Raw genomic sequence first — 18671 nt, forward strand, 5'->3', positions numbered from 1 at the left:
TACGCTTCGCTTATCAGGCCTACACTCCTCACTGTTTGTAGGCCGGATAAGGCGTTTACGCCGCCATCCGGCAAAAGCGACGCGTGGCTCCTCAGACAATCTCTTCTGCGTACTGCCAGAGTGATTTCAGCAATGCCAGTTTCTCTTTGTCGTCAGCATATTGCTGATACAGCATCTGTAACTCTTCCGCATACCGTTGCAAAAACTCTGGCGTAAACACCTGACGACGATGCTCCAGCCAGCGTTGTTGTTCGGTTTCATCCAGCGTCCCAGGGAAGTTACGGGCGCGATAGTTGAACAGCAGTTTTTCAATCCGCTCATCGACAAACGTAATATCCAGCGCGGGCAAATTGCGCGGTTCGGTTTCCAGCACGATTTTCATGGCGGCACGATCGGCGTCGCTGAAAAAGCCATTGTATAGCTGCGCATCGACGTTTTCAGACGGCGTAAACGGCTCGGCCTCAGCGAAGATTGCCACAACCTTATCGCGTACCTGCGGATTATCGCGCAGCACTTTCAGGTTATCGAGACAGTGCTGACGGTTAATCCCCAGGCGATCGGCATCCTCCGGGCGGAGTGTATTAGCCTGAGCCAGCACCGGGCATTTATTGATGTGTACCAGTTTTACCGGAACTGAGGTGTTATCGCCGAGATCGGCTTTAGCGGTATATAACCGCTCGCGCAGGGTATCGCTGTCCAGCTCCAGTAATGGCGACATATCGCCCGCCAGATCCACCATAATGACCGCGTTGCGGTTTTCTGGATGCCAGGCCAGCGGCGCAACCCAACTGGTGTTGCCGCGCCAGGCGCCAAACATACCGGAGATATGCACTAGCGGTTTCATTTGCGGCACATCGATCAACGCCGCCAGTTTATGTTTGTTGCGATGCGTGTAAAGGTAGTCAAACAGACGCGGCTGGCGCGACTTCACCAGTTGCGCCATAGCGATGGTGGCGTACACGTCTGCCATTGCATCGTGCGCGTTGGCATGTTCGATCCCGTTGGCTTTGGTCAAGTGCTCAAGGCGGAAGCTGGGCAATCCGTCGTCATTTTCCGGCCAGTTTATGCCTTCCGGGCGCAGGGCATAGCAGGCGCGCATCACATCCAGCAAATCCCAGCGCGAGTTGTCGTGCTGCCAGCTCCAGGCATAGGGATCGTAGAAGTTGCGATACAAAATGTTACGCGTGACTTCATCATCAAAACGGACATTGTTGTAGCCGACGACACAGGTCTTTGGCACGGTGAACAGTGAATGAATACGTCTGGCAAAGTCAGCTTCGTTCTCTCCTTTGTCGCGCGCTTCCTGCGGCGTAATCCCGGTGATGAGCACAGCGCCTGGCTGAGGCAGGTAATCATCGGCGGGCTTGCAGTAAAAGACTTCAGGTTCGCCAATAATATTAAAGTCGCTATCCGTGCGGATGGCGGCAAACTGTGCGGGTCTGTCCAGCGCCGGGTGAGTCCCGAAGGTTTCGTAGTCATGGAACAGGAAGGTAGGGTGCTGCTTGCCGTCATTCATTGTTCAGTTCTATCCGTTACTGTGCGTTTGCGCGGTTCTGCGCAGCAGGGTATCAAATCCTGGCGGTGTTATCAGCTTCTGAGTCGTTATTGGGAGCGTTAAGGTTACGCTGCCCGGCACTGCATAGAAAAACGTGCGTTATGTCACATTTTCTTGCAATTTATCCCTGTTTGTTTATCAGAACTTCCGTAAAAAGAACGGCAAATTATGACTTTCCTGAGGAAATAGTGTTGAAACGCCGTTTGTTTATTGCCGCTTCACTTCTCGCGATGAATCTTTCTTCCGCTCTGGCTGCCGATGTGCCAGATTTTTCTCCCCAGCCTCCGGCCATTCAGGCAGGGTCATGGGTACTTATGGATTACACCACGGGTCAAATTCTGACCGCAGGTAATGAACATCAGCGGCGTAACCCGGCTAGCCTGACCAAGCTGATGACCGGCTATGTTGTCGATCGCGCTATCGACAGCCATCGTATTAGCCCGGACGATATCGTAACCGTTGGACGTGATGCCTGGGCCAAAGACAATCCGGTGTTTGTGGGATCTTCATTAATGTTTCTGAAACAAGGGGAGCGCGTTTCGGTTCGGGATCTCAGTCGGGGGCTGATTGTTGACTCTGGAAACGATGCCTGCGTTGCGCTGGCGGATTACATCGCCGGAGGGCAACCGCAGTTCGTCGCCATGATGAATCACTACGTTGAAACCCTGAAGTTGCAGGATACCCATTTTGAAACGGTACACGGACTGGATGCGCCAGGCCAGCACAGCTCAGCCTATGATCTGGCGGTATTGTCCCGCGCCATTATTCACGGTGAGCCTGAGTTTTATCATATGTACAGTGAAAAGAGCCTGACATGGAACGGTATTACCCAGCAGAATCGTAACGGACTGCTGTGGGATAAAACCATGAATATCGACGGGTTGAAAACCGGCCATACCTCCGGCGCGGGTTTTAACCTGATTGCCTCCGCCGTGGACGGGCAGCGTCGTCTTATCGCCGTTGTGATGGGTGCGGAAAGTGCGAAAGGGCGCGAAGATCAGGCTCGTAAGTTGTTGCAATGGGGGCAGCAAAATTTCGATACGGTACAAATTTTACGCAGTGGCAAACAGGTTGGCACGGAACGTATCTGGTACGGCGATAAAGAAAATATTGCTCTGGGCACCGAGCAGGATTTCTGGATGGCGCTGCCGAAAACCGAAATTCCGCATATTAAGGCCCGGTATACCCTTGATAAAAAAGAACTTGAAGCACCTATTGCCGCACATCAGCGGGTCGGTGAAATTGAGCTATACGATCGGGATAAACTGGTGGCGCACTGGCCTCTGGTGACGCTGGAGTCTGTTGGCAAAGGCGGCGTTTTTTCCCGACTGAGCGATTACTTCCACCATAAGGCGTAACCCCCTTTTCTGACACGGCAGACTGGTAAGAGTGCGAGTCTGCTCACATACTCATCATGATTTCCTTGTGACCTTTATATGCAAAATCTTATGCTGTGTTTATATACAGTATAAGATTTGCCGGAGGGGACATCGCTTCCTTATCCGGCGCTGACTTCAATGCATTATGGAATACCGTCGACCTGATACGCGCAGCGCCATCAGGTCGACGGTGTGCTATCAGTCTCAGTGAAACTATCGGAGGCAGTATGGACTACGAAATCAGGCAGACAGAGAAGCGTAATATCGCCGGTTTTCACATGGTCGGCCCGTGGGAAAAAACGGTGAAGCAAGGTTTTGAACAACTCATGATGTGGGTTGATGGGAATCAGGTTGTTCCGCTCGAATGGATCGCGGTTTACTACGATAATCCAGATGAGGTTCCGGCGGAAAAACTCCGCTGCGATACGGTGGTGTCTGTCCCGGATAATTTCACTATTCCGAAAAATAGCGAAGGCGTCATCCTGACGGAGATCGCCGGCGGGCAGTATGCGACAGCGGTGGCGCGCGTTGAGAATCATGATTTCGCGACGCCCTGGTATCAGTTTTTCAATAGCCTGTTACAGGACAATCACTACCAGATAGCGGCTAAACCGTGTTTTGAGGTCTATCTTAACAATGGAACGGAAGACGGGTACTGGGACATTGAAATGTATGTACCCGTACAGTCGAAATAGCCCTGTGTAAATTGTACGCAGTACCCGGCGGATAGGCGTCGTGACGGGGCAGTTTACGTGCGAGTCCTGTCCGCTATAGTGATATTTTCGCTGCAAAAGCGGGTACAATTCGTTTTTTGGTCATTTCCAGACGGAGTGCGTGAGTGCGGGCTGATAAATCGCTGAGTCCCTTTGAAATTCGTTTATATCGCCATTATCGTGTTGTACACGGCATTCGCATTGCGCTGGCGTTTATTCTCACTTTCCTGCTGGTTCGACTGTTCAACATCCCGGAAGGCACCTGGCCGCTGATCACACTGGTCGTCATTATGGGGCCGATCTCCTTTTGGGGGAACGTGGTTCCCCGTGCGTTTGAGCGCATCGGCGGCACGATTCTGGGATCGGTATTAGGTCTTGTAGCGTTACGTCTGGAGCTTTTTTCCCTCCCGCTGATGTTGATCTGGTGCGCTGCGGCAATGTTCTTGTGCGGTTGGCTGGCGTTAGGGAAAAAGCCGTATCAGGCTCTGTTGATCGGCATCACGCTCGCCGTGGTGGTAGGCGCGCCGGCAGGCGACATGAACACGGCATTGTGGCGCGGCGGGGATGTTATTTTAGGTTCGCTGCTGGCGATGCTGTTTACCGGCATCTGGCCACAACGCGCGTTTTTACACTGGCGTATTCAGATGGCGCATTGTGTGACGGCGTACAATCGGGTCTATCAGGCCGCGTTGTCGCCAAATTTGTTAGAGCGTCCCCGGCTGGAGAAGCATTTACAGAAACTGCTGAGCGACGTCGTCAAAATGCGTGGGCTGATTACGCCAGCCAGTAAAGAAACCCGCATTCAAAAGTCGATATTCGAAGCGATTCAAACCGTGAACCGCAATCTGGTCTGTATGCTTGAGCTGCAAATTAATGCGCACTGGGCATCTCGTGCCAGCCATTTTGTGATGCTGAATGCGCACACGCTGCGCGAAACGCAGCAAATGACGCAGCAAACGTTACTCACCATCGCCCATGCGCTGTTCGAAGGCAACCCGCAACCGGTACTGGCAAACACGGAAAAACTCAATGAGATTGTCGCGGAGCTGCGCCAGTTGATAAACGAGCATCATGGCAATACCGTGGCTGAAACGCCTATTCATGGCTATGTTTGGCTAAGTATGGAGACGGCGCGGCAACTGGAGCTGCTCTCCCATTTGATCTGCCGGGCATTGCGCAAATAAAAAGCAGATGACGCTCGTGATTCGGCTGCTGCTTCGATTCAGCACCGATTAAGGGTATGATACTGAAAAAGGATAAAACCATTGTCATCTGCAACGGCTAAAAGTAATGTTTACCCTAACGTATAGCGGTTGCTTAAACGAATCCGAATCTCACATTATCAGGGGTGTAAAAATGGAAACCAACAAGCCTTCTTTCCAGGACGTACTGGAATTTGTTCGTCTGTTCCGCCGTAAGAACAAACTGCAACGTGAAATCCAGGACGTCGAGAAAAAGATCCGTGACAACCAGAAGCGTGTTCTGCTGCTGGACAACCTGAGCGATTACATCAAGCCAGGTATGAGCGTTGAAGCGATCCAGGGCATCATCGCCAGCATGAAGAGCGACTATGAGGACCGCGTTGATGATTACATCATCAAAAACGCAGAAATCTCTAAAGAACGCCGCGACATTTCTAAAAAGCTGAAAGCGATGGGCGAAATGAAAAACGGCGACGCAAAAGCAGAGTAACAGCCTGTGGCAGTGGGGAACGCCGCGTGTTCCTCACTGCAATTCAACCCCGCCAGCGACCATCTTCAGCAAATGCTGATCGGGCCAGTGTTCCGTCAGTTTTCGTTGTGCGAGTTCCCACTTAATATGGTCAACGTCATGGCGCTGCCTGTCCAGCATCAGCCCGACAACGCTCCCGCTGTGCGCCACATTCAGACCGTATAAATCACATGCTTCCACCAGCGCCAGCAGGGCATCAAAGCCTGGTTTTGGTAACAGTTGTTGGCTGGCGATAGCGCTGAGCGTGGCGGCTTCCCCCATCCGACGAGGGTTTTGCGTTATGCAGGCTTCCTGCACTCTCTCCCATGCCTGCTGCAACATCGCCGCCCCCGCATGCAGACGTTCCAGTCGGGGGATGCGGTGATAATCCGCCGTGCGCAACGTTATTGGGCTTTCGAGGACTAAAAGATCAAGCTGTGGCTGCGCTTCACAAGCCATTTGCGTAGAAGCATCATTGTGATCGAAAAGCGTCAGTTGACGGAAAATGGTGCTGTCGGTGGGTTCAAGCGAAACACACAGATGTGCAAGCGTGGGTTCATCCAGCGTATGCCCCAGATGGTGTGCGGTTGCGACCGCCGTTGCCGCGATATCTGCGGTACTGCTGGCCATCCCTTTGGCGACGGGAATGGTGGAATGCACTGCGATCCGAATCTCCTGGCTCCACTGCGCAGGGTAGCGCCAGTATTCCAGTAGCCGATTGACCATTGCGCGTGAAAGGGGACGCTCATCCGCAAGGGGAGCGCCCGAGCTTACTTCCACGGTGCTGTACCATTCGATAGGGCAGGAGACCAGTTTCTCACTGCCCAGAATCCAGCCCTGGATAAGTTCTCCGCATGACGCGGGGCATTGCGCAACAGCCACGTTTTCACCTTTCTGGTCAGCAATCCTCGGCGCATAGTGTCACGGCGATTGCGCTATTACCATGATTTTCCGCAAGTTGCAGTCGGGCAAAATCAGACGGAAACGCCAAATGTGACCTTGTCACTTAACGCAATCCGCATCACATCTTGCGCGATCATAAGCTCTTCATTGGTATTAATGACCGCCACTTTCACCACTGCGTTTTCTGCCTGAATAAACGTAGCGTTGCGCAGGTTTTTTTCCTCATCAATACTCAGCCCCAGGAAATGCAGATTATGGCAGACTGCCGCTCTGGCACGGGCGGAGTTTTCGCCGATTCCACCGGTAAAAATGAGCGCATCCAGACCGCCCATTTGCATGATATAACTGCCGATTGTCGCGCGAATGCGCTCAGCAAATAGCGTAAGCGCAAGCGCCGCCCGGCGATTTCCGCCATCGGCGGCCTGCTCAACGTCGCGGTAATCATGCGAAACGCCGGAAATGCCCAGCAGCCCCGACTCATTGTTTAATAAATAATTAAGCTGCTGGGGCGTTTTCCCTTCACGTTCTGCAATCCAGGGCAGAATGGAGGGATCGATGTCTCCGCTACGGGTTCCCATCATCACGCCTGATTGCGGCGTAAATCCCATTGATGTATTGACGGATTGCCCCCCTTTGATAGCGCAAATGCTGCTGCCATTACCCAGATGGCAGCAAATAACGCGTAAGGCGCTGAGCGGGACGCCCAGTCTTTCAGCTAATGCCGTGCTGACATATTTATGGCTGGTACCGTGAAAACCATAGCGGCGAATACCCAGCTCGGCGTAATAACGCCAGGGCAGGGGGTAAATATAGGCCGACTCGTCCAGCGTCTGATGAAAGGCGGTATCGAATACGGCCACAGAAGGCGTTGAGGGTAACAGCTGGCGAAAAATATGAATACCGAGCGCGTTAACCGGGTTATGCAACGGGGCCAGTTCGGCAAGACGCTCAATTTGAGCGAGCGTTTCATCGGTCACGCGCGCTGAATCCTTAAAGAACTCTCCGCCGTGCGCCACGCGATGACCCACGCCGTCAATATCCTGTAAGGTATTAATGATGTGATGACTGAGGAGCTTATCCAGCAGCAGGGTAACGGCTTCGCGGTGATCGGCGATGGGGGCCGTTTCTTGCCATTTTTGCGCGGATGTTTTCATTGTGACTCTGGCGTTCGCCATTCCGATACGTTCGATTAATCCCTGGCAGATCATTTCGCCCTGCGGCATTGCCAGCAACTGGAATTTTAGCGACGAGCTACCGGCGTTAATCGCCATTATTTTGTGAGACATAAGGGTTCCTTAGCACTCAGAAAAACAAACATTTCATCAATCCCGGATTTCATCAGCGCGCTGGTGACAAAAATTTTCTGCGCGCCGGCTTGAATCAGCCAGTTCTCCACGCATGAGATACGTGACGAATCCGCCAAATCAGATTTGGTGACGATCCCGATAACGGGTCTGTTCATTGGGCCGGTAAAACCGGGGGAGAAGGGCGACCACGGCGCATCGGCATTAAGAACCAGCGCGATAATGTCGGCTTCACAGGCGCTTGCCAGCAGCGCGCTATACAGACAGCGGTTCTCCAGATATTCGCCCGGCGTATCGATCGTACCGGGCGACCAGACAATAGCCTGTGTTTTCTGGTAATGAAGCGCTTCGCCGTTCAGACTCTGTGTAAGAGAGGTTTTCCCGCACTGGCTGGGGCCGATTAACATAATGCGTTTCATGGCGTTATGTCCGGGTAATTGGGCAGGCGGTAAAACACATCATTTCTCCCAATGTTCTGGTCACCTGATTTAACGCATACTCGACGGCTGAGACATCGCCAGTCAGCACGACGGCCCCGGTGAAACGGTCAAGAAAACCAATCTCGACCGCGCCGGATTTGGTGGCGATATCGCAGGCAATAATCGAGGCTTCGCTGGGCGTAATGGTCAGGATCCCAATAGCGGACACCGCATCCGGCAGACCCAGTTTTTTAAAGAGATCTTTGCCTGGGTTAGCAATCAGATGCGCCAGCGTTACCTGTTTCCCGGGAACATACTCCTGAATCATGCGTTCCGTTGTCGGTTGCTTTTCCATTATCCCTCCACGATCTGTCGCCACATGGCTTCATGCGGACGGGGGATCACGGCGCGGTAAACCAGCAGTCCTTTTTCGCCTGCGCTTTCACTGGCTACCGTAACGGCGTTGTTGACATCGGAGACATCGCCTGCCACCACCATGTAACATTTTCCGCCAATACCGAACGCCATATGGACACGCACCAGCGTCACGTTGGAGGCTTTAACGGCGCGATCGGCGGCACTGATACAGGCTGCTACGCTCCAGGTTTCCACGATCCCTACGGCCTGACGTTGATCAACGCTGTTCAACCCGCTGACCGCAGGCAGCACGCTGGCATGAATATTAGGTAGCACCAGACTATCCACGAGCATGTCTGCGGCCAGCGATGTGCCCGTTTCGATGGCCTGCTGTACCGCACCGACATCGCCGCCCAGCATCAGTAAAAATTTACCCGGACAGATTGTTTTACTGACCAGTAAATTGACGCTGGCGCTTTTCAGCATGGCATCGCCTGCTTCCATTCCTTTAGCGATGCTGGTGAGTTCTAAAATACCTATAGCCTGAGACATGGTTAACCTCTTACAACCGTGATGGCGTGTTCAGTAATGTCGCTGACAATGCCGTCAATACTGGCGTGAACGGGAGCGCCTAACGCGCCAGATGGCATATCGGCGACACACTGCCCACGGACAACGCGTTCACCTTTTTGCACGCAGGGAACGGCGCTGGCGCCAATATGCTGACGCAAGAGCAGCGTCGTTTTGTCTGTTGAAGGGGCGACGTCCGTTAACGGTGCGTCGTGATACCAGTCGCTGAGCCCCAGTTTGGTAATCAATCGCTTAACCGGCACCAGCCGATATTTCGCCATTTCATCGGCAGGATTCAGCGGGCCTTCGTAACGAAGGTTTTGCGCCCGTAGCTCACGTTTCAGCATGCGGTTAATGCGCATGGGGGAGATCCCCACCGGGCATGCCACGCTTTCGCAAACATTGCATTCTGAACACGTCAGCGCGCTAAGCAGGAGTTGCGGTGTCGCGGCCTGTTGATAGTTCACCGCGCGTACCAGCAAATGGGGAGATAACTCATGGCCGATCAAATGCCTGGGGCATAAATCAGTACATAACCGGCATTGCTCGCAAACGGTTTTTGCAACAGACAAAACGGTGCGTTCATCCTGCATTCGCCGCTGAATCAAGGGATGGTTTTTTGGTAACACCAGCAGGCCGCCGGTGGTCTTTGTCACCGGTGAATCCAGCGATGTCACCAGGCTTCCCATCATGGGGCCGCCGTTAATCAATCCGGGGTCATCAACGGTGGCGCCGCCTGCAAGTGCTAAAACGTCGCGTAAAGACATACCGACAGGAACGGTGACGGTCAGCGGCCTCGCAACCGCGCCGTTAACGGTAAGAGTGCGGCGCGTTACGGGATACTGTTGTTCTACCGCACGGGCGATATTCAGTACGGTCTGAACATTATTGACCACCACGCCGACGCTCACCGGTAACGCCGCAGGCGGAACGCGTCGGCCTGTCGCCATCCAGATGGTCAGCACTTCGTCCCCGGCCGGGTAGACATCCGGTAAAATATGCAGCCTGATACTGGAAGGTAGCAGGGGGGTTAATGCCTCAATCGCATCGCGGTATTTTTCTTTTAACGCAATAATCCCCTCGCGTGCGCCGGTTGCCTTCATGGCGTACTGCACGCCGCGAATCAGGCGCGCGGGCTGCTGCGCCATTAATTGCTGATCAACCTTGAGCATCGGTTCACATTCAGCAGAATTAACCAAAAAGATCTCAACCTGCGCCTGTAGTTTGACGTGGGCGGGAAAACCCGCCCCCCCGGCGCCAACCACGCCCGCAGCACGTACTCGATCGCGTATGGTTTGCGCATCATAGCTATCCTGTTCAATGGCGCTGACGGTATTCATGACAACGCCTCAAGAAGTTCCCGGATCGCGCTGGCATCGGCGGTACGCGGGTTGGTTCTTAACGTCACATCAGCCAGCGCCGCCTGAACCATGACAGGGATTCGTTGTGAATACGCCTGTCGTCCCTCTTTAAGCGCCTGGGCGAATGAAGGAATTGCACACTGCGTTTTGAGCTGCTCAATCTGATGAATCAGCGCATTGAGGCATGACGTCTCGTTTGCGCTGGCGGGGCAGAGTTGACAGGCTTTCGCGAGTCTTGCGTATCGTTTTGCCGCCCGGGGATCGTGGGCGTTAAAGCGGATGACCGATGTCAGCAGCAGCGCATTGGCAAGCCCGTGCGGTAGATGAAACTGGCCGCCTAACTGATGGGCAATAGCATGGTTCAGCCCCAGTCCAGCCTGACTAAACGCCATTCCCGCCAGCGTTGAGGCGTTGTGCATCTTCCCACGGGTAGCCAGACAATCCCCTTTCCTGACCGCAACGGGCAGATACTGAAAGACGATTTGCGCGGCTTTTTCCGCCAGCGCGTCAGTGAAGTCGCTGGCGTGCGGAGACACATATGCTTCAAGCGCATGCGTCAGGACGTCCATCCCCGTGTTGGCGGTAATATTTGCCGGAACGGTGACAACCAGCGTCGGGTCGAGAATAGCCATATCTGGATACAACGCTTTATTAAATAACGGATATTTAATGCCCTTTTCTGGATCGCTAATGACGCATGCGCTGGTGACTTCGGAACCGGTGCCGCTGGTGGTGGGAATTGCAACACAGGTTTCAATTTCGATGCCGAACTGACGGCTGAACCAGACGATGGCTTTTGCCGCGTCGAGCGCCGATCCTCCGCCAAAGCCGATGACCACATCCGGTCGCAGGGCATGCATTTGCGCAATACCTTGCACTACCGTACCGATGGTAGGGTCCGGGGTGATGTCGCTGAATATGCTGATGCGATTATCCGTTGGAAGGGCGTCGCGCAGCGTATTGATCAGCGGTGATTGCGCCAGAAATCCATCACAGATAATCCAGATATGCCGGTTTGTAAAACGCGTCAGCACATCCAGACTTCCTCTGCCACTGTACAATCGGGTTGGTAGTGAAAACGTATTCATAACGACCTCATTAGCGAATTGAAAAGCCGTTGGTCAGTACGCAGCGACGGGAACGGGCAAATGTGCGTGCCGAGGTTGTCCCTTCGCCGGTCGGGGTGGCGATGGTAAAGGTGGTAAACCCTTCGCCGCCAACGCCGATACCGGCATAGGAAGGGCCGTTTTTCACAAAAATAGAGGTCTGTAAGGTGCGCGCCGCCAGATTCAGGCGAGAGACATTCTGCGAGTGCATAATGGCGGTATGGTGCAGGCCTTCTTCAACTTTCAGCGCCAGTGCCAGCGCGCTGTCGAAATTATCGACCTTCACGACGGGTAGCATTGGCATCAACTGTTCGCTGGTTACCCACGGATCGTCGGCACTGACGATACCGATAAGCAAACGCGGCGGTTTTGCGGGAACGGCAATACCGGCGGCTTCCAGCATGGCGGCCGGGCTTTTCCCGACCAGTTTTTTATTCGCGTGACCTTCCGGGAGGCAGACGGCGCGTAATTTATCGATATCCGCAGCGTTTAACAGCAATGCGCCGAAAGCCTGCATTTGCTGAACCAGGCGCTCAGCGACGCTCTCCACGACAATCAGACTTTTTTCTGCGATGCAGGGCAGGTTGTAATCGAACGCTGCGCCGTTGATGATATCTTCGGCCGCTTTGACGATATCGGCGGTCTCATCAACGATACAGGGCGGATTGCCCGCCCCGGCGCCAATGACCTTTTTACCGCTTTTCATTCCCATCGCAACAATGCCGGGGCCGCCAGTAATAGCCAGCACCGCAATATTGGGATGCGCCATCATTTGCTGGGTTGCCTCAAAAGTCGGTTCTGCGACAGTGACGACCAGATTACGGATGCCGCAGCAGCGGAAAGCGATATCTTCGATCATGCCGATCAATTTGAGTGAGACGTTTTTCGCGCCAGGATGCGGGCTGAAATAAACGCTGTTGCCCGCAGCCAGCATACTGATGCTGTTGTTAATAATGGTTTCGGTAGGGTTGGTGCTGGGCGCGACGGAACCAATGACGCCGAACGGTGAATATTCAAACAGCACCATGCCGCCATCGCCGGTGAGGGCCGTGGTTGTCAAATCCTCAATGCCTGGCGTGTTATCCAGCGCGGCTTTGTTTTTAAGAAATTTATCTTCTTTGTTTCCCATCCCCGTTTCCGCTGCGCTCTCCGCCGCCAGCGTGGCAAGATGCGGCGTAAGCTCCTGGCGCAGGGCGCTGATAATGGCGCTGCGCGTTTTGAGCGGACACTGCTGATAACGTAAGAAAGCCTGATGCGCCGCGTCTATCGCTTCGCCGACGGACTGAAAAATACCGTGTCCTTGCGTTTCGGCCTGCGCAGGCGCCAACTGTTCGCTTAAAATATTACGGATGAGGGTTTCCAGTTCAGAAGTATTCATTGATGTGTTCTCACGTTAATTGCCGCAATGGCGGCTTGTGCAATATCCATGTCCTGTTCAACGCTCCCGCCGCTGATGCCAAGACCCCCAATGAGCAGACCATCACGCCATAACGCGAATCCGCCGCCAAAAGTGACGACTTTCCCCTGCATATGGCTTTCCAGACCGTAGAGCGAAGCGCCCGGCTGAACGGCGCAAGCCAGTTCGTGGGTGGCTGTTTTCATGGCGACGGCGGTCCAGGCTTTTTTCGGTGCCAGTTCACTGCTCACCAGCAGAGCGTCCGGCATACGCCAGGTCACGGTTTCGGTGCCGTTGGCATCCACAATGCTGACGACCACAGGAACCTGAAGCGCCTCCGCCCGCGCCACCGCTGAACGAGTTAACTGATGAAGCTCGTGAAAAGAGAGGGTCATAGAGCGTTCCTTGACGACAGAGGCCGGGTTTGAGGCCAGGTAGCGCTCAGTGACCTCCCGAATGATGTTGTTCTGATGAGCGTCATGATCTTCGGCGCGCGCCAGCGCATACAAGCAATCAGATAAGCGGTTGATGTAGCGCATCAGGACGTGCCTGACGCTGGCGGTTGCCGACAGCTCGACCAGACGTCTTTCAGCCCGGCGGGCAAGCGTGCGGGCAAAGTGCAGGCGACTCGCGGCTTCGCAACGGCCAGGTAAAATGAAACTGTGTAAAGGCGTAACGCGTCCCATCGCGGTATCAATAGCCGCTTCAAGCGCGGCAATATCTTCCGCGCTGATATAGCGCTGCTCCGGCGACGGCTGCTCGCTTTCGCTGGCGAGTTCGGCGCTAAACCAGAATATCTGCATCTGAATAGATTCGAGCAACGTGCGGTGTTGCGCGCAGGTTGTGGCGCAAACGCATAAACTCAGCGCTGCATTGAGTTCATCCAGCGTGCCGTAGGTTTCGACGCGTGGATGCGTTTTACTGACCCGTTGGCCGGTAAATAAGGCCGTAGTGCCGGAATCTCCTGTTCGGGTATAAATCGCCATCATCCGCTCCTTAATGAGAAAGCGTGTCTACGATGCCGACAATGGCCAGATCGATGGCCTCGTTCGGGCTGGAAAAAACATGTCTGGCGCTGGAGCCGCTGCTGAGTAAAACCAGTTCACCCACGCCAGCGCCGACGGAATCGACGGCAACCTCATCTCCGGTAATGGGCGGGTCGGGAAGCTCTCCATCGACACTTACCCGACGTACCAGCAAAAGTTTTTTCCCAACCAGAGAGGGCGATTTTTGCGTGGATACCACCGCGCCTGTGACTCGTGCCAGATGCATGGTTCACTCCTGCTTAATAAGTTGAATATTCCGCGCGCTGGCGGCTTCACGGGCCAGAGCGGTGACGACACAGCGACGACGCAGCACCAGTAATTGCCCCGCGAGTAGAGCGACGTCGGCGTAACTCAAAAGAGTGGTCGGATGCAGGCAGATTGTTTGCCCTCGTTCATCGACCAGCCTGATGGGCAGACGCGCCAGCTTTTTCACCGGCAGCGACGGCAACAGGCGATGGTGCAGGGATATCTGTAGACGAATACCTGATGCCAGTGCGTCATGGATTTTCTTCGCTACAGGGTCGTCAGCATCCTGCTCTGCGATATACGTCAGCGAAGGCAGATCCGCCTGCACAATATGCAGCGCCGCATACTGACAAAACAGCGCGCGGGAATCGGCCTCCCGCAGTTGCGAAATACTGAGCGTGGCCGTGCTTTCCGCCCGACGCTGCAAGCGGGAGATGACCTCCTCAATAATGCGCTGCAACATCTCGCCGTTCATCGCGGTGTAACCAGAGTGGCAAACGCGTCCGGGCTGTCGGCGCCTGCGGCATTGGCTTCATCTGTGTCGATGTGCATTTCAAGACGCATATCCGCAGAGACGCGAATCGCGACGTTGTCGAAAATCAGCCTGCGCGCATTGCCTTCAATAGCGACAGAAACTTTGTCGCCATGCGCAACGCGAAATATCAACGCATCAAGCGGCGACATATGAATGTGGCGTTGGGCGACAATCACGCCGGAGGCGAGATCCAGCTCGGCGAAGGGGCTGACAAGACGAATGCCTGGCGTTCCTTTAAGGTCTCCCGACATGCGCAGCGGCGCAGCGATGCCCAATGTTCTGGCATCGGTGCGGGAAATCTCAACCTGGCTGGTACGGCGAAGGGGGCCGAGCAGGCGCACATTCTTTAGCTGACCTTTAGGGCCAATAAGCGTGACGGTCTGGTCGGCCGCATATTGCCCAGGCTGGAGCAGCGCTTTTTTCTCGCTGATTGGCTGACCAGGGAAAAGCCGGGCATAGTCTTCAGCGCTAAGATGGATATGACGGTTGGAAACACCCAGAGGAATAGGGCGCTCACGCATTTCATCCAGCACTTTGCTGACGGTTGTTTCCAGAAGCTGTTTATCCATTACGCTTTACCTCACTTACCTGAATGCAGGCAGAGTGACCGGGGCTCGCCTTTTTGCCGCTTACAGGCAGGGTCAAGACAGAGATTGCAACTGACCATTCCGGCTTCGGGTTCTGCTTCCGGTACTGACTCTTCTACAACCACGACGTCAGGTTCAGATTCAGGTTCTGTTTCAGGTTCCGGGGCTGGCATGGGCGCGGGCGGAATAACCGTCGCGCGGGAAAGAATCCCCTCCCCAGGCCTGGCGATAACTTTGTGGGCGATCAGCCCCTGCTGCTGATCGGCAAAACTGGCACCGGTGATGATGGCGGACTGCACGGAGGCCACATCACCGGTGATTTTGATCACCGTCCAGCCAGAACCGTTGGTTCTCTCAAGCCCCACCAGCGTGATGGAAGCGGCTTTCGCCATGACATCCGCGCAACTGATGGCTAATGCCAGACCACTAACTTCAAGTAATCCCAGTGATTGCTTCACGCTGTGCTCCTTGGTTGCGGCCGTTTAGGCTGACTTGGGTAAAATGGCCTCAACGTCGCTGTGCGGACGTGGAATAACGTGGCAAGATTTCACCTCGCCCACGGCGCTTGCTGCGGCGCTTCCCGCATCGACTGCCGCTTTAACCGCGCCAACATCACCGCGAACCATAACGGTGACCAGGCCGGAGCCGATTTTTTCATAGCCCACCAGTTGCACGTTGGCGGACTTCACCATGGCGTCAGCGGCTTCGATAGCGCCGACTAACCCTTTTGTTTCAACCAGTCCCAGTGCGTTGTTCATACTGCGATTCTCCTGTTGCTTAGGTATTCAGATCCCGAAAGGGGATCCCTTTGACTAACCTTGCCGCGTTGTTACCAGCACTTCGCCGGGCATGGCTGTCCTGGTGATACATCAGCGTAAAAAGCGGCGCTGATGCGGGTAAATTCTTGTAATGCACAACCAGCTTTTCTTTGTCGCAGGCTATGCCGACGAGTAGCGGAGACCGACGAGCCGCCTGCCAGGCGCAATGGGTCACGTCACCGTCAGTCTGCGTCTGGATAACAAAGGGGATACCTTCTTCTTCAATACCGAGAAGCACCTCTTTCCAGACCGTGATACCGTCATCGATGGTCGAAATAACGATAGCCGGGGTACTGGCGTTACTGTCCATGCGCGAACTCCTTATGCCAGGAGAGAATCAGCCCGGTCGCGACCGCATTTCTCGGGCCTTCTGTGCCGCGAATGTTGCCGCGACCGGCCACCAGGCGATAGTGCGCCAGCGCATCGGTGACGAGTTGCGGGATCTCGAAATCCAGAGACGATCCGCCAACCAGCACGACAAAAGGAATGTCACGAATGTTGCCGGTCGGGCTGACCTGGCGCAGCGCGCGCAGCGCGTTAGTGACGAAAACCCGCTCTTTGGCGCTGCGGCGAATGGCGCGTACTTTTTCCAGCGCTAAATCGCCGGGTAATGGAACCAGTTCATCAGGCTTCACCACACATACGCGGGCAAATACGGCTGGCGGCAGCGGGGTGGGGAAAAACTGGACGCTGCCATCTTCGTGACGCAGATGAAAAAGGCTTTCCACCTTCGCGAGCGGATATTTTTTAATCTCTTCTGCCAGATAGCGGTCATCCAGACCCAGTTCACGGGCAATAATCATCGTGACCATATCGCCAGCCCCTGCGAGGTGGGTGGCAATGATCTCCCCTTTGGGATTGATGATGGAGGCATCTGTCGAACCTGCGCCCAAATCGAGAATCGCCAGCGGACGCGTGGTGCCGGGAGTCGTCAACGCGCCTAAAATCGCCGCTTCAGCCTCAGCACCGCCAACCTGAACGTCAACACTCAGCTTTTGTTTGATTTCACGGGCGATCATCGCCATTTGCAGACGGTCGGATTTCACCATTGAGGCGATGCCTACGGCCTGCTCCAGAGAAAATTCGCCTGCCAGCCCGCCGGTAACGCTCACCGGAACGGAAGTATCGACAGCCAGCAAATCCTGAATGAAGATCTCGTTGCTGGGCTTATTGGTCAGTTCCGCCATGGTCTGGCGTACATGTTCCAGCATGCCGCCAATATTGGTGCCTGCTTCGCCGGTCACGTTGTCCAGCTTGCGGCATTCGCCCACCGCTTTCATGATGGCTTCAGCACCGGCGGCAACATCTACACGGAGCGTGCGTCCCTGAGAAAGCAGTTCCAGATTCCCGGCGGGAATGGCGCGTGCTTTGACATCCCCTGATGGCGTTTTCACGACGACGGCGGAGCGATTGCCAATCAGCGCGCGCGCCATAGGGACGATATTTTTGGTTTCTTCGGCATTAAGGCCGAAAACCGTGGCAATACCGTAAGGGTTAGAGAGCGTTTCAATCACTTTCCCTGGTACGGCAACCTCAATTGCGGCCAGCATGCCCAGCGGAATCCGGTCGATATAGAGCACTTCATCGACGATCGGTAAAGGCTGTTCCAGGCGGTTGCTGACCAGGACGCCGTCATCTTGCTGCAAAATGACGCCGGTGAGTTGATATCCGGCGCGTACGGAGGCGTTAATCATGGTGGCGACATCGGCGAAATCGAACACCGATGACACGACCAGGATATAAGGCGTATCCGCCGGGCGGGTTAATAACTCTTGCGGCGTAATGGTCACTCCCACACCCAGACCGACCCCGCCTGGGGTTTTAGGGTTATGGCCGATCATTGTGGACTCGGTAATGATGGTTTCCGTGATGGTTTCCATCGCGACATCGCCAATGACCGGTGTGGCTTCGTTGATGCGGATAAGCGAAATATCGCTGACATTGATGCCTGCGTTTTTTGCCGCAAGCGTAAGCGCCTCCTGAATACCAAACACATTTCGTAATGTGCCTTTAATTCCGGTGGTTTCCGCCAGCGCGCTGCCGGTAATGGTCAGCGCGCCAGCCTCATCCAGCTGCGCCAGCGCGACTTCTGTTGATGAGTTGCCAATATCAATGCCAGCTATGTATCGCATCGTATTTCCCTAAAATTAATCGTCACCTTTGAGTTTTTTACGCTCGACGTATAACGTTGCCGCTTCACGCACGAAAGCTGCGCAAATCTTCGCCTGATAGCGATTTTCCAGATCGTCTGCGATAGCCATCAGCTCTTCTTTCGTCGAACGGTATGGACGCAGGGCGTTGTAAATTTCAAGGATTCGATCGTCCGGTACGGCGGTCAGTTCCGCTGCGCGCTCAAAGTTCATCGCCAGGCGGTCACGTCCGGCATCTCTGGCGATAGCCGCCTGAATGCGCAGCGTATCCGGCGTGATACGCATATCCTGTGCGGTCACTTTGTCGCTGAGGACGTTTTCCAGCGTGAATTCATCCAGCGTTTTATTGGTGGCGGTTTTTACCCATTCTGGATGTTTATTCGCCAGCGGATAATCCGTCACTTTTGCGGTATGCGTTGATGCGCTTGCTGCGGCCGGAGCAGGTGCGTTGCCCTGCAAGCTGTTCATGCGGCTCAACACGTCCCGAACCATCGATTCAATTGCGTCGGTATTCAT

At 54.6% G+C, this 18671-nt stretch carries 22 protein-coding genes; 4 read left to right on the plus strand and 18 right to left on the minus strand.

The window, feature by feature from the left end; genetic code table 11:
- Positions 1–91: 91 nt before the first annotated feature.
- Positions 92–1516 carry an exodeoxyribonuclease I gene (gene sbcB, locus OGW17_RS05880; RefSeq protein ID WP_071258884.1) on the minus strand — a complete coding sequence of 475 codons (1425 nt, stop codon included), beginning with the start codon at positions 1514–1516 and terminating at the stop codon, positions 92–94.
- A 224-nt stretch (positions 1517–1740) separates the two neighbouring features.
- Here sbcB and dacD point away from each other — a divergent pair, with 224 nt between their 5' ends.
- The 4 genes from dacD (at position 1741) to OGW17_RS05900 (ending at position 5339) form a co-directional block, all read left to right on the plus strand.
- The gene (gene dacD / locus OGW17_RS05885) at positions 1741–2913 is read left to right on the plus strand and encodes a serine-type D-Ala-D-Ala carboxypeptidase DacD (protein ID WP_081353208.1); all 1173 of its coding nucleotides are present in this window, start codon (positions 1741–1743) and stop codon (positions 2911–2913) included.
- Between the two features lie 248 nt (positions 2914–3161).
- Complete coding sequence (sbmC, locus tag OGW17_RS05890) at positions 3162–3629, plus strand: DNA gyrase inhibitor SbmC (protein ID WP_071258880.1); 468 nt, start codon at positions 3162–3164, stop codon at positions 3627–3629.
- A gap of 143 nt (positions 3630–3772) precedes the next feature.
- Complete coding sequence (locus tag OGW17_RS05895; protein WP_012131751.1) at positions 3773–4831, plus strand: FUSC family protein; 1059 nt, start codon at positions 3773–3775, stop codon at positions 4829–4831.
- Between the two features lie 172 nt (positions 4832–5003).
- Positions 5004–5339: a DUF496 family protein gene (locus tag OGW17_RS05900; protein WP_024130204.1), complete on the plus strand. Its 336-nt coding sequence runs from the start codon at positions 5004–5006 to the stop codon at positions 5337–5339.
- A gap of 33 nt (positions 5340–5372) precedes the next feature.
- On the opposite strand, the gene OGW17_RS05905 is transcribed toward OGW17_RS05900, so the two are convergent.
- From OGW17_RS05905 to pduE, 17 genes are all read right to left on the minus strand, one after another.
- Positions 5373–6239, minus strand: coding sequence for a GHMP family kinase ATP-binding protein (locus OGW17_RS05905; RefSeq protein ID WP_071258878.1), 867 nt, complete (start codon positions 6237–6239; stop codon positions 5373–5375).
- Between the two features lie 92 nt (positions 6240–6331).
- Positions 6332–7546 (minus strand): acetate/propionate family kinase, encoded by a 1215-nt coding sequence (locus OGW17_RS05910; protein WP_071258876.1) that lies wholly within the window; start codon positions 7544–7546, stop codon positions 6332–6334.
- On the minus strand, positions 7531–7983 hold the full coding sequence (gene pduV / locus OGW17_RS05915) for a EutP/PduV family microcompartment system protein (RefSeq protein WP_012131755.1): 453 nt from the start codon (positions 7981–7983) through the stop codon (positions 7531–7533). Before pduV ends, OGW17_RS05910 begins: the two co-directional genes overlap by 16 nt.
- 4 nt (positions 7984–7987) lie before the next feature.
- Positions 7988–8338 (minus strand): propanediol utilization microcompartment protein PduU, encoded by a 351-nt coding sequence (gene pduU / locus OGW17_RS05920; RefSeq protein WP_024130207.1) that lies wholly within the window; start codon positions 8336–8338, stop codon positions 7988–7990.
- Entirely contained in the window at positions 8338–8892 is a 555-nt protein-coding gene (gene pduT, locus OGW17_RS05925; protein ID WP_012131757.1) for a propanediol utilization microcompartment protein PduT, read from the minus strand. The genes pduU and pduT overlap by 1 nt, the downstream gene beginning before the upstream one ends.
- A gap of 2 nt (positions 8893–8894) precedes the next feature.
- Positions 8895–10250 carry a 4Fe-4S dicluster domain-containing protein gene (locus tag OGW17_RS05930; RefSeq protein WP_071258874.1) on the minus strand — a complete coding sequence of 452 codons (1356 nt, stop codon included), beginning with the start codon at positions 10248–10250 and terminating at the stop codon, positions 8895–8897.
- A complete protein-coding gene (locus OGW17_RS05935; RefSeq protein ID WP_012131759.1) occupies positions 10247–11359 on the minus strand; it encodes a 1-propanol dehydrogenase PduQ in 1113 nt (370 codons plus the stop codon). Before OGW17_RS05935 ends, OGW17_RS05930 begins: the two co-directional genes overlap by 4 nt.
- A 10-nt stretch (positions 11360–11369) precedes the next feature.
- A complete protein-coding gene (gene pduP, locus OGW17_RS05940; RefSeq protein ID WP_012131760.1) occupies positions 11370–12755 on the minus strand; it encodes a CoA-acylating propionaldehyde dehydrogenase PduP in 1386 nt (461 codons plus the stop codon).
- Positions 12752–13759 carry a two-domain cob(I)yrinic acid a,c-diamide adenosyltransferase PduO gene (gene pduO / locus OGW17_RS05945; RefSeq protein ID WP_071258872.1) on the minus strand — a complete coding sequence of 336 codons (1008 nt, stop codon included), beginning with the start codon at positions 13757–13759 and terminating at the stop codon, positions 12752–12754. The genes pduP and pduO overlap by 4 nt, the downstream gene beginning before the upstream one ends.
- Positions 13760–13769: 10 nt before the next feature.
- A complete protein-coding gene (locus tag OGW17_RS05950) occupies positions 13770–14045 on the minus strand; it encodes a EutN/CcmL family microcompartment protein (protein ID WP_071258870.1) in 276 nt (91 codons plus the stop codon).
- 3 nt (positions 14046–14048) lie between these two features.
- The gene (pduM, locus tag OGW17_RS05955; RefSeq protein WP_012131763.1) at positions 14049–14540 is read right to left on the minus strand and encodes a microcompartment protein PduM; all 492 of its coding nucleotides are present in this window, start codon (positions 14538–14540) and stop codon (positions 14049–14051) included.
- Positions 14537–15169 carry a phosphate propanoyltransferase gene (locus tag OGW17_RS05960; RefSeq protein WP_012131764.1) on the minus strand — a complete coding sequence of 211 codons (633 nt, stop codon included), beginning with the start codon at positions 15167–15169 and terminating at the stop codon, positions 14537–14539. Before OGW17_RS05960 ends, pduM begins: the two co-directional genes overlap by 4 nt.
- Positions 15170–15180: 11 nt before the next feature.
- A complete protein-coding gene (locus OGW17_RS05965; protein ID WP_047462701.1) occupies positions 15181–15645 on the minus strand; it encodes a BMC domain-containing protein in 465 nt (154 codons plus the stop codon).
- 24 nt (positions 15646–15669) lie between these two features.
- Entirely contained in the window at positions 15670–15945 is a 276-nt protein-coding gene (gene pduJ / locus OGW17_RS05970; protein ID WP_004853788.1) for a propanediol utilization microcompartment protein PduJ, read from the minus strand.
- Between the two features lie 19 nt (positions 15946–15964).
- Positions 15965–16315 carry a glycerol dehydratase reactivase beta/small subunit family protein gene (locus OGW17_RS05975; RefSeq protein WP_058669354.1) on the minus strand — a complete coding sequence of 117 codons (351 nt, stop codon included), beginning with the start codon at positions 16313–16315 and terminating at the stop codon, positions 15965–15967.
- Complete coding sequence (locus OGW17_RS05980) at positions 16305–18137, minus strand: diol dehydratase reactivase subunit alpha (protein ID WP_071258869.1); 1833 nt, start codon at positions 18135–18137, stop codon at positions 16305–16307. The genes OGW17_RS05975 and OGW17_RS05980 overlap by 11 nt, the downstream gene beginning before the upstream one ends.
- A 15-nt stretch (positions 18138–18152) precedes the next feature.
- Positions 18153–18671: a propanediol dehydratase small subunit PduE gene (pduE, locus tag OGW17_RS05985; RefSeq protein ID WP_012131768.1), complete on the minus strand. Its 519-nt coding sequence runs from the start codon at positions 18669–18671 to the stop codon at positions 18153–18155.

It is taken from the genome of Citrobacter sp. CK181 (assembly GCF_030333595.1).
Taxonomy (GTDB): domain Bacteria; phylum Pseudomonadota; class Gammaproteobacteria; order Enterobacterales; family Enterobacteriaceae; genus Citrobacter_B; species Citrobacter_B koseri.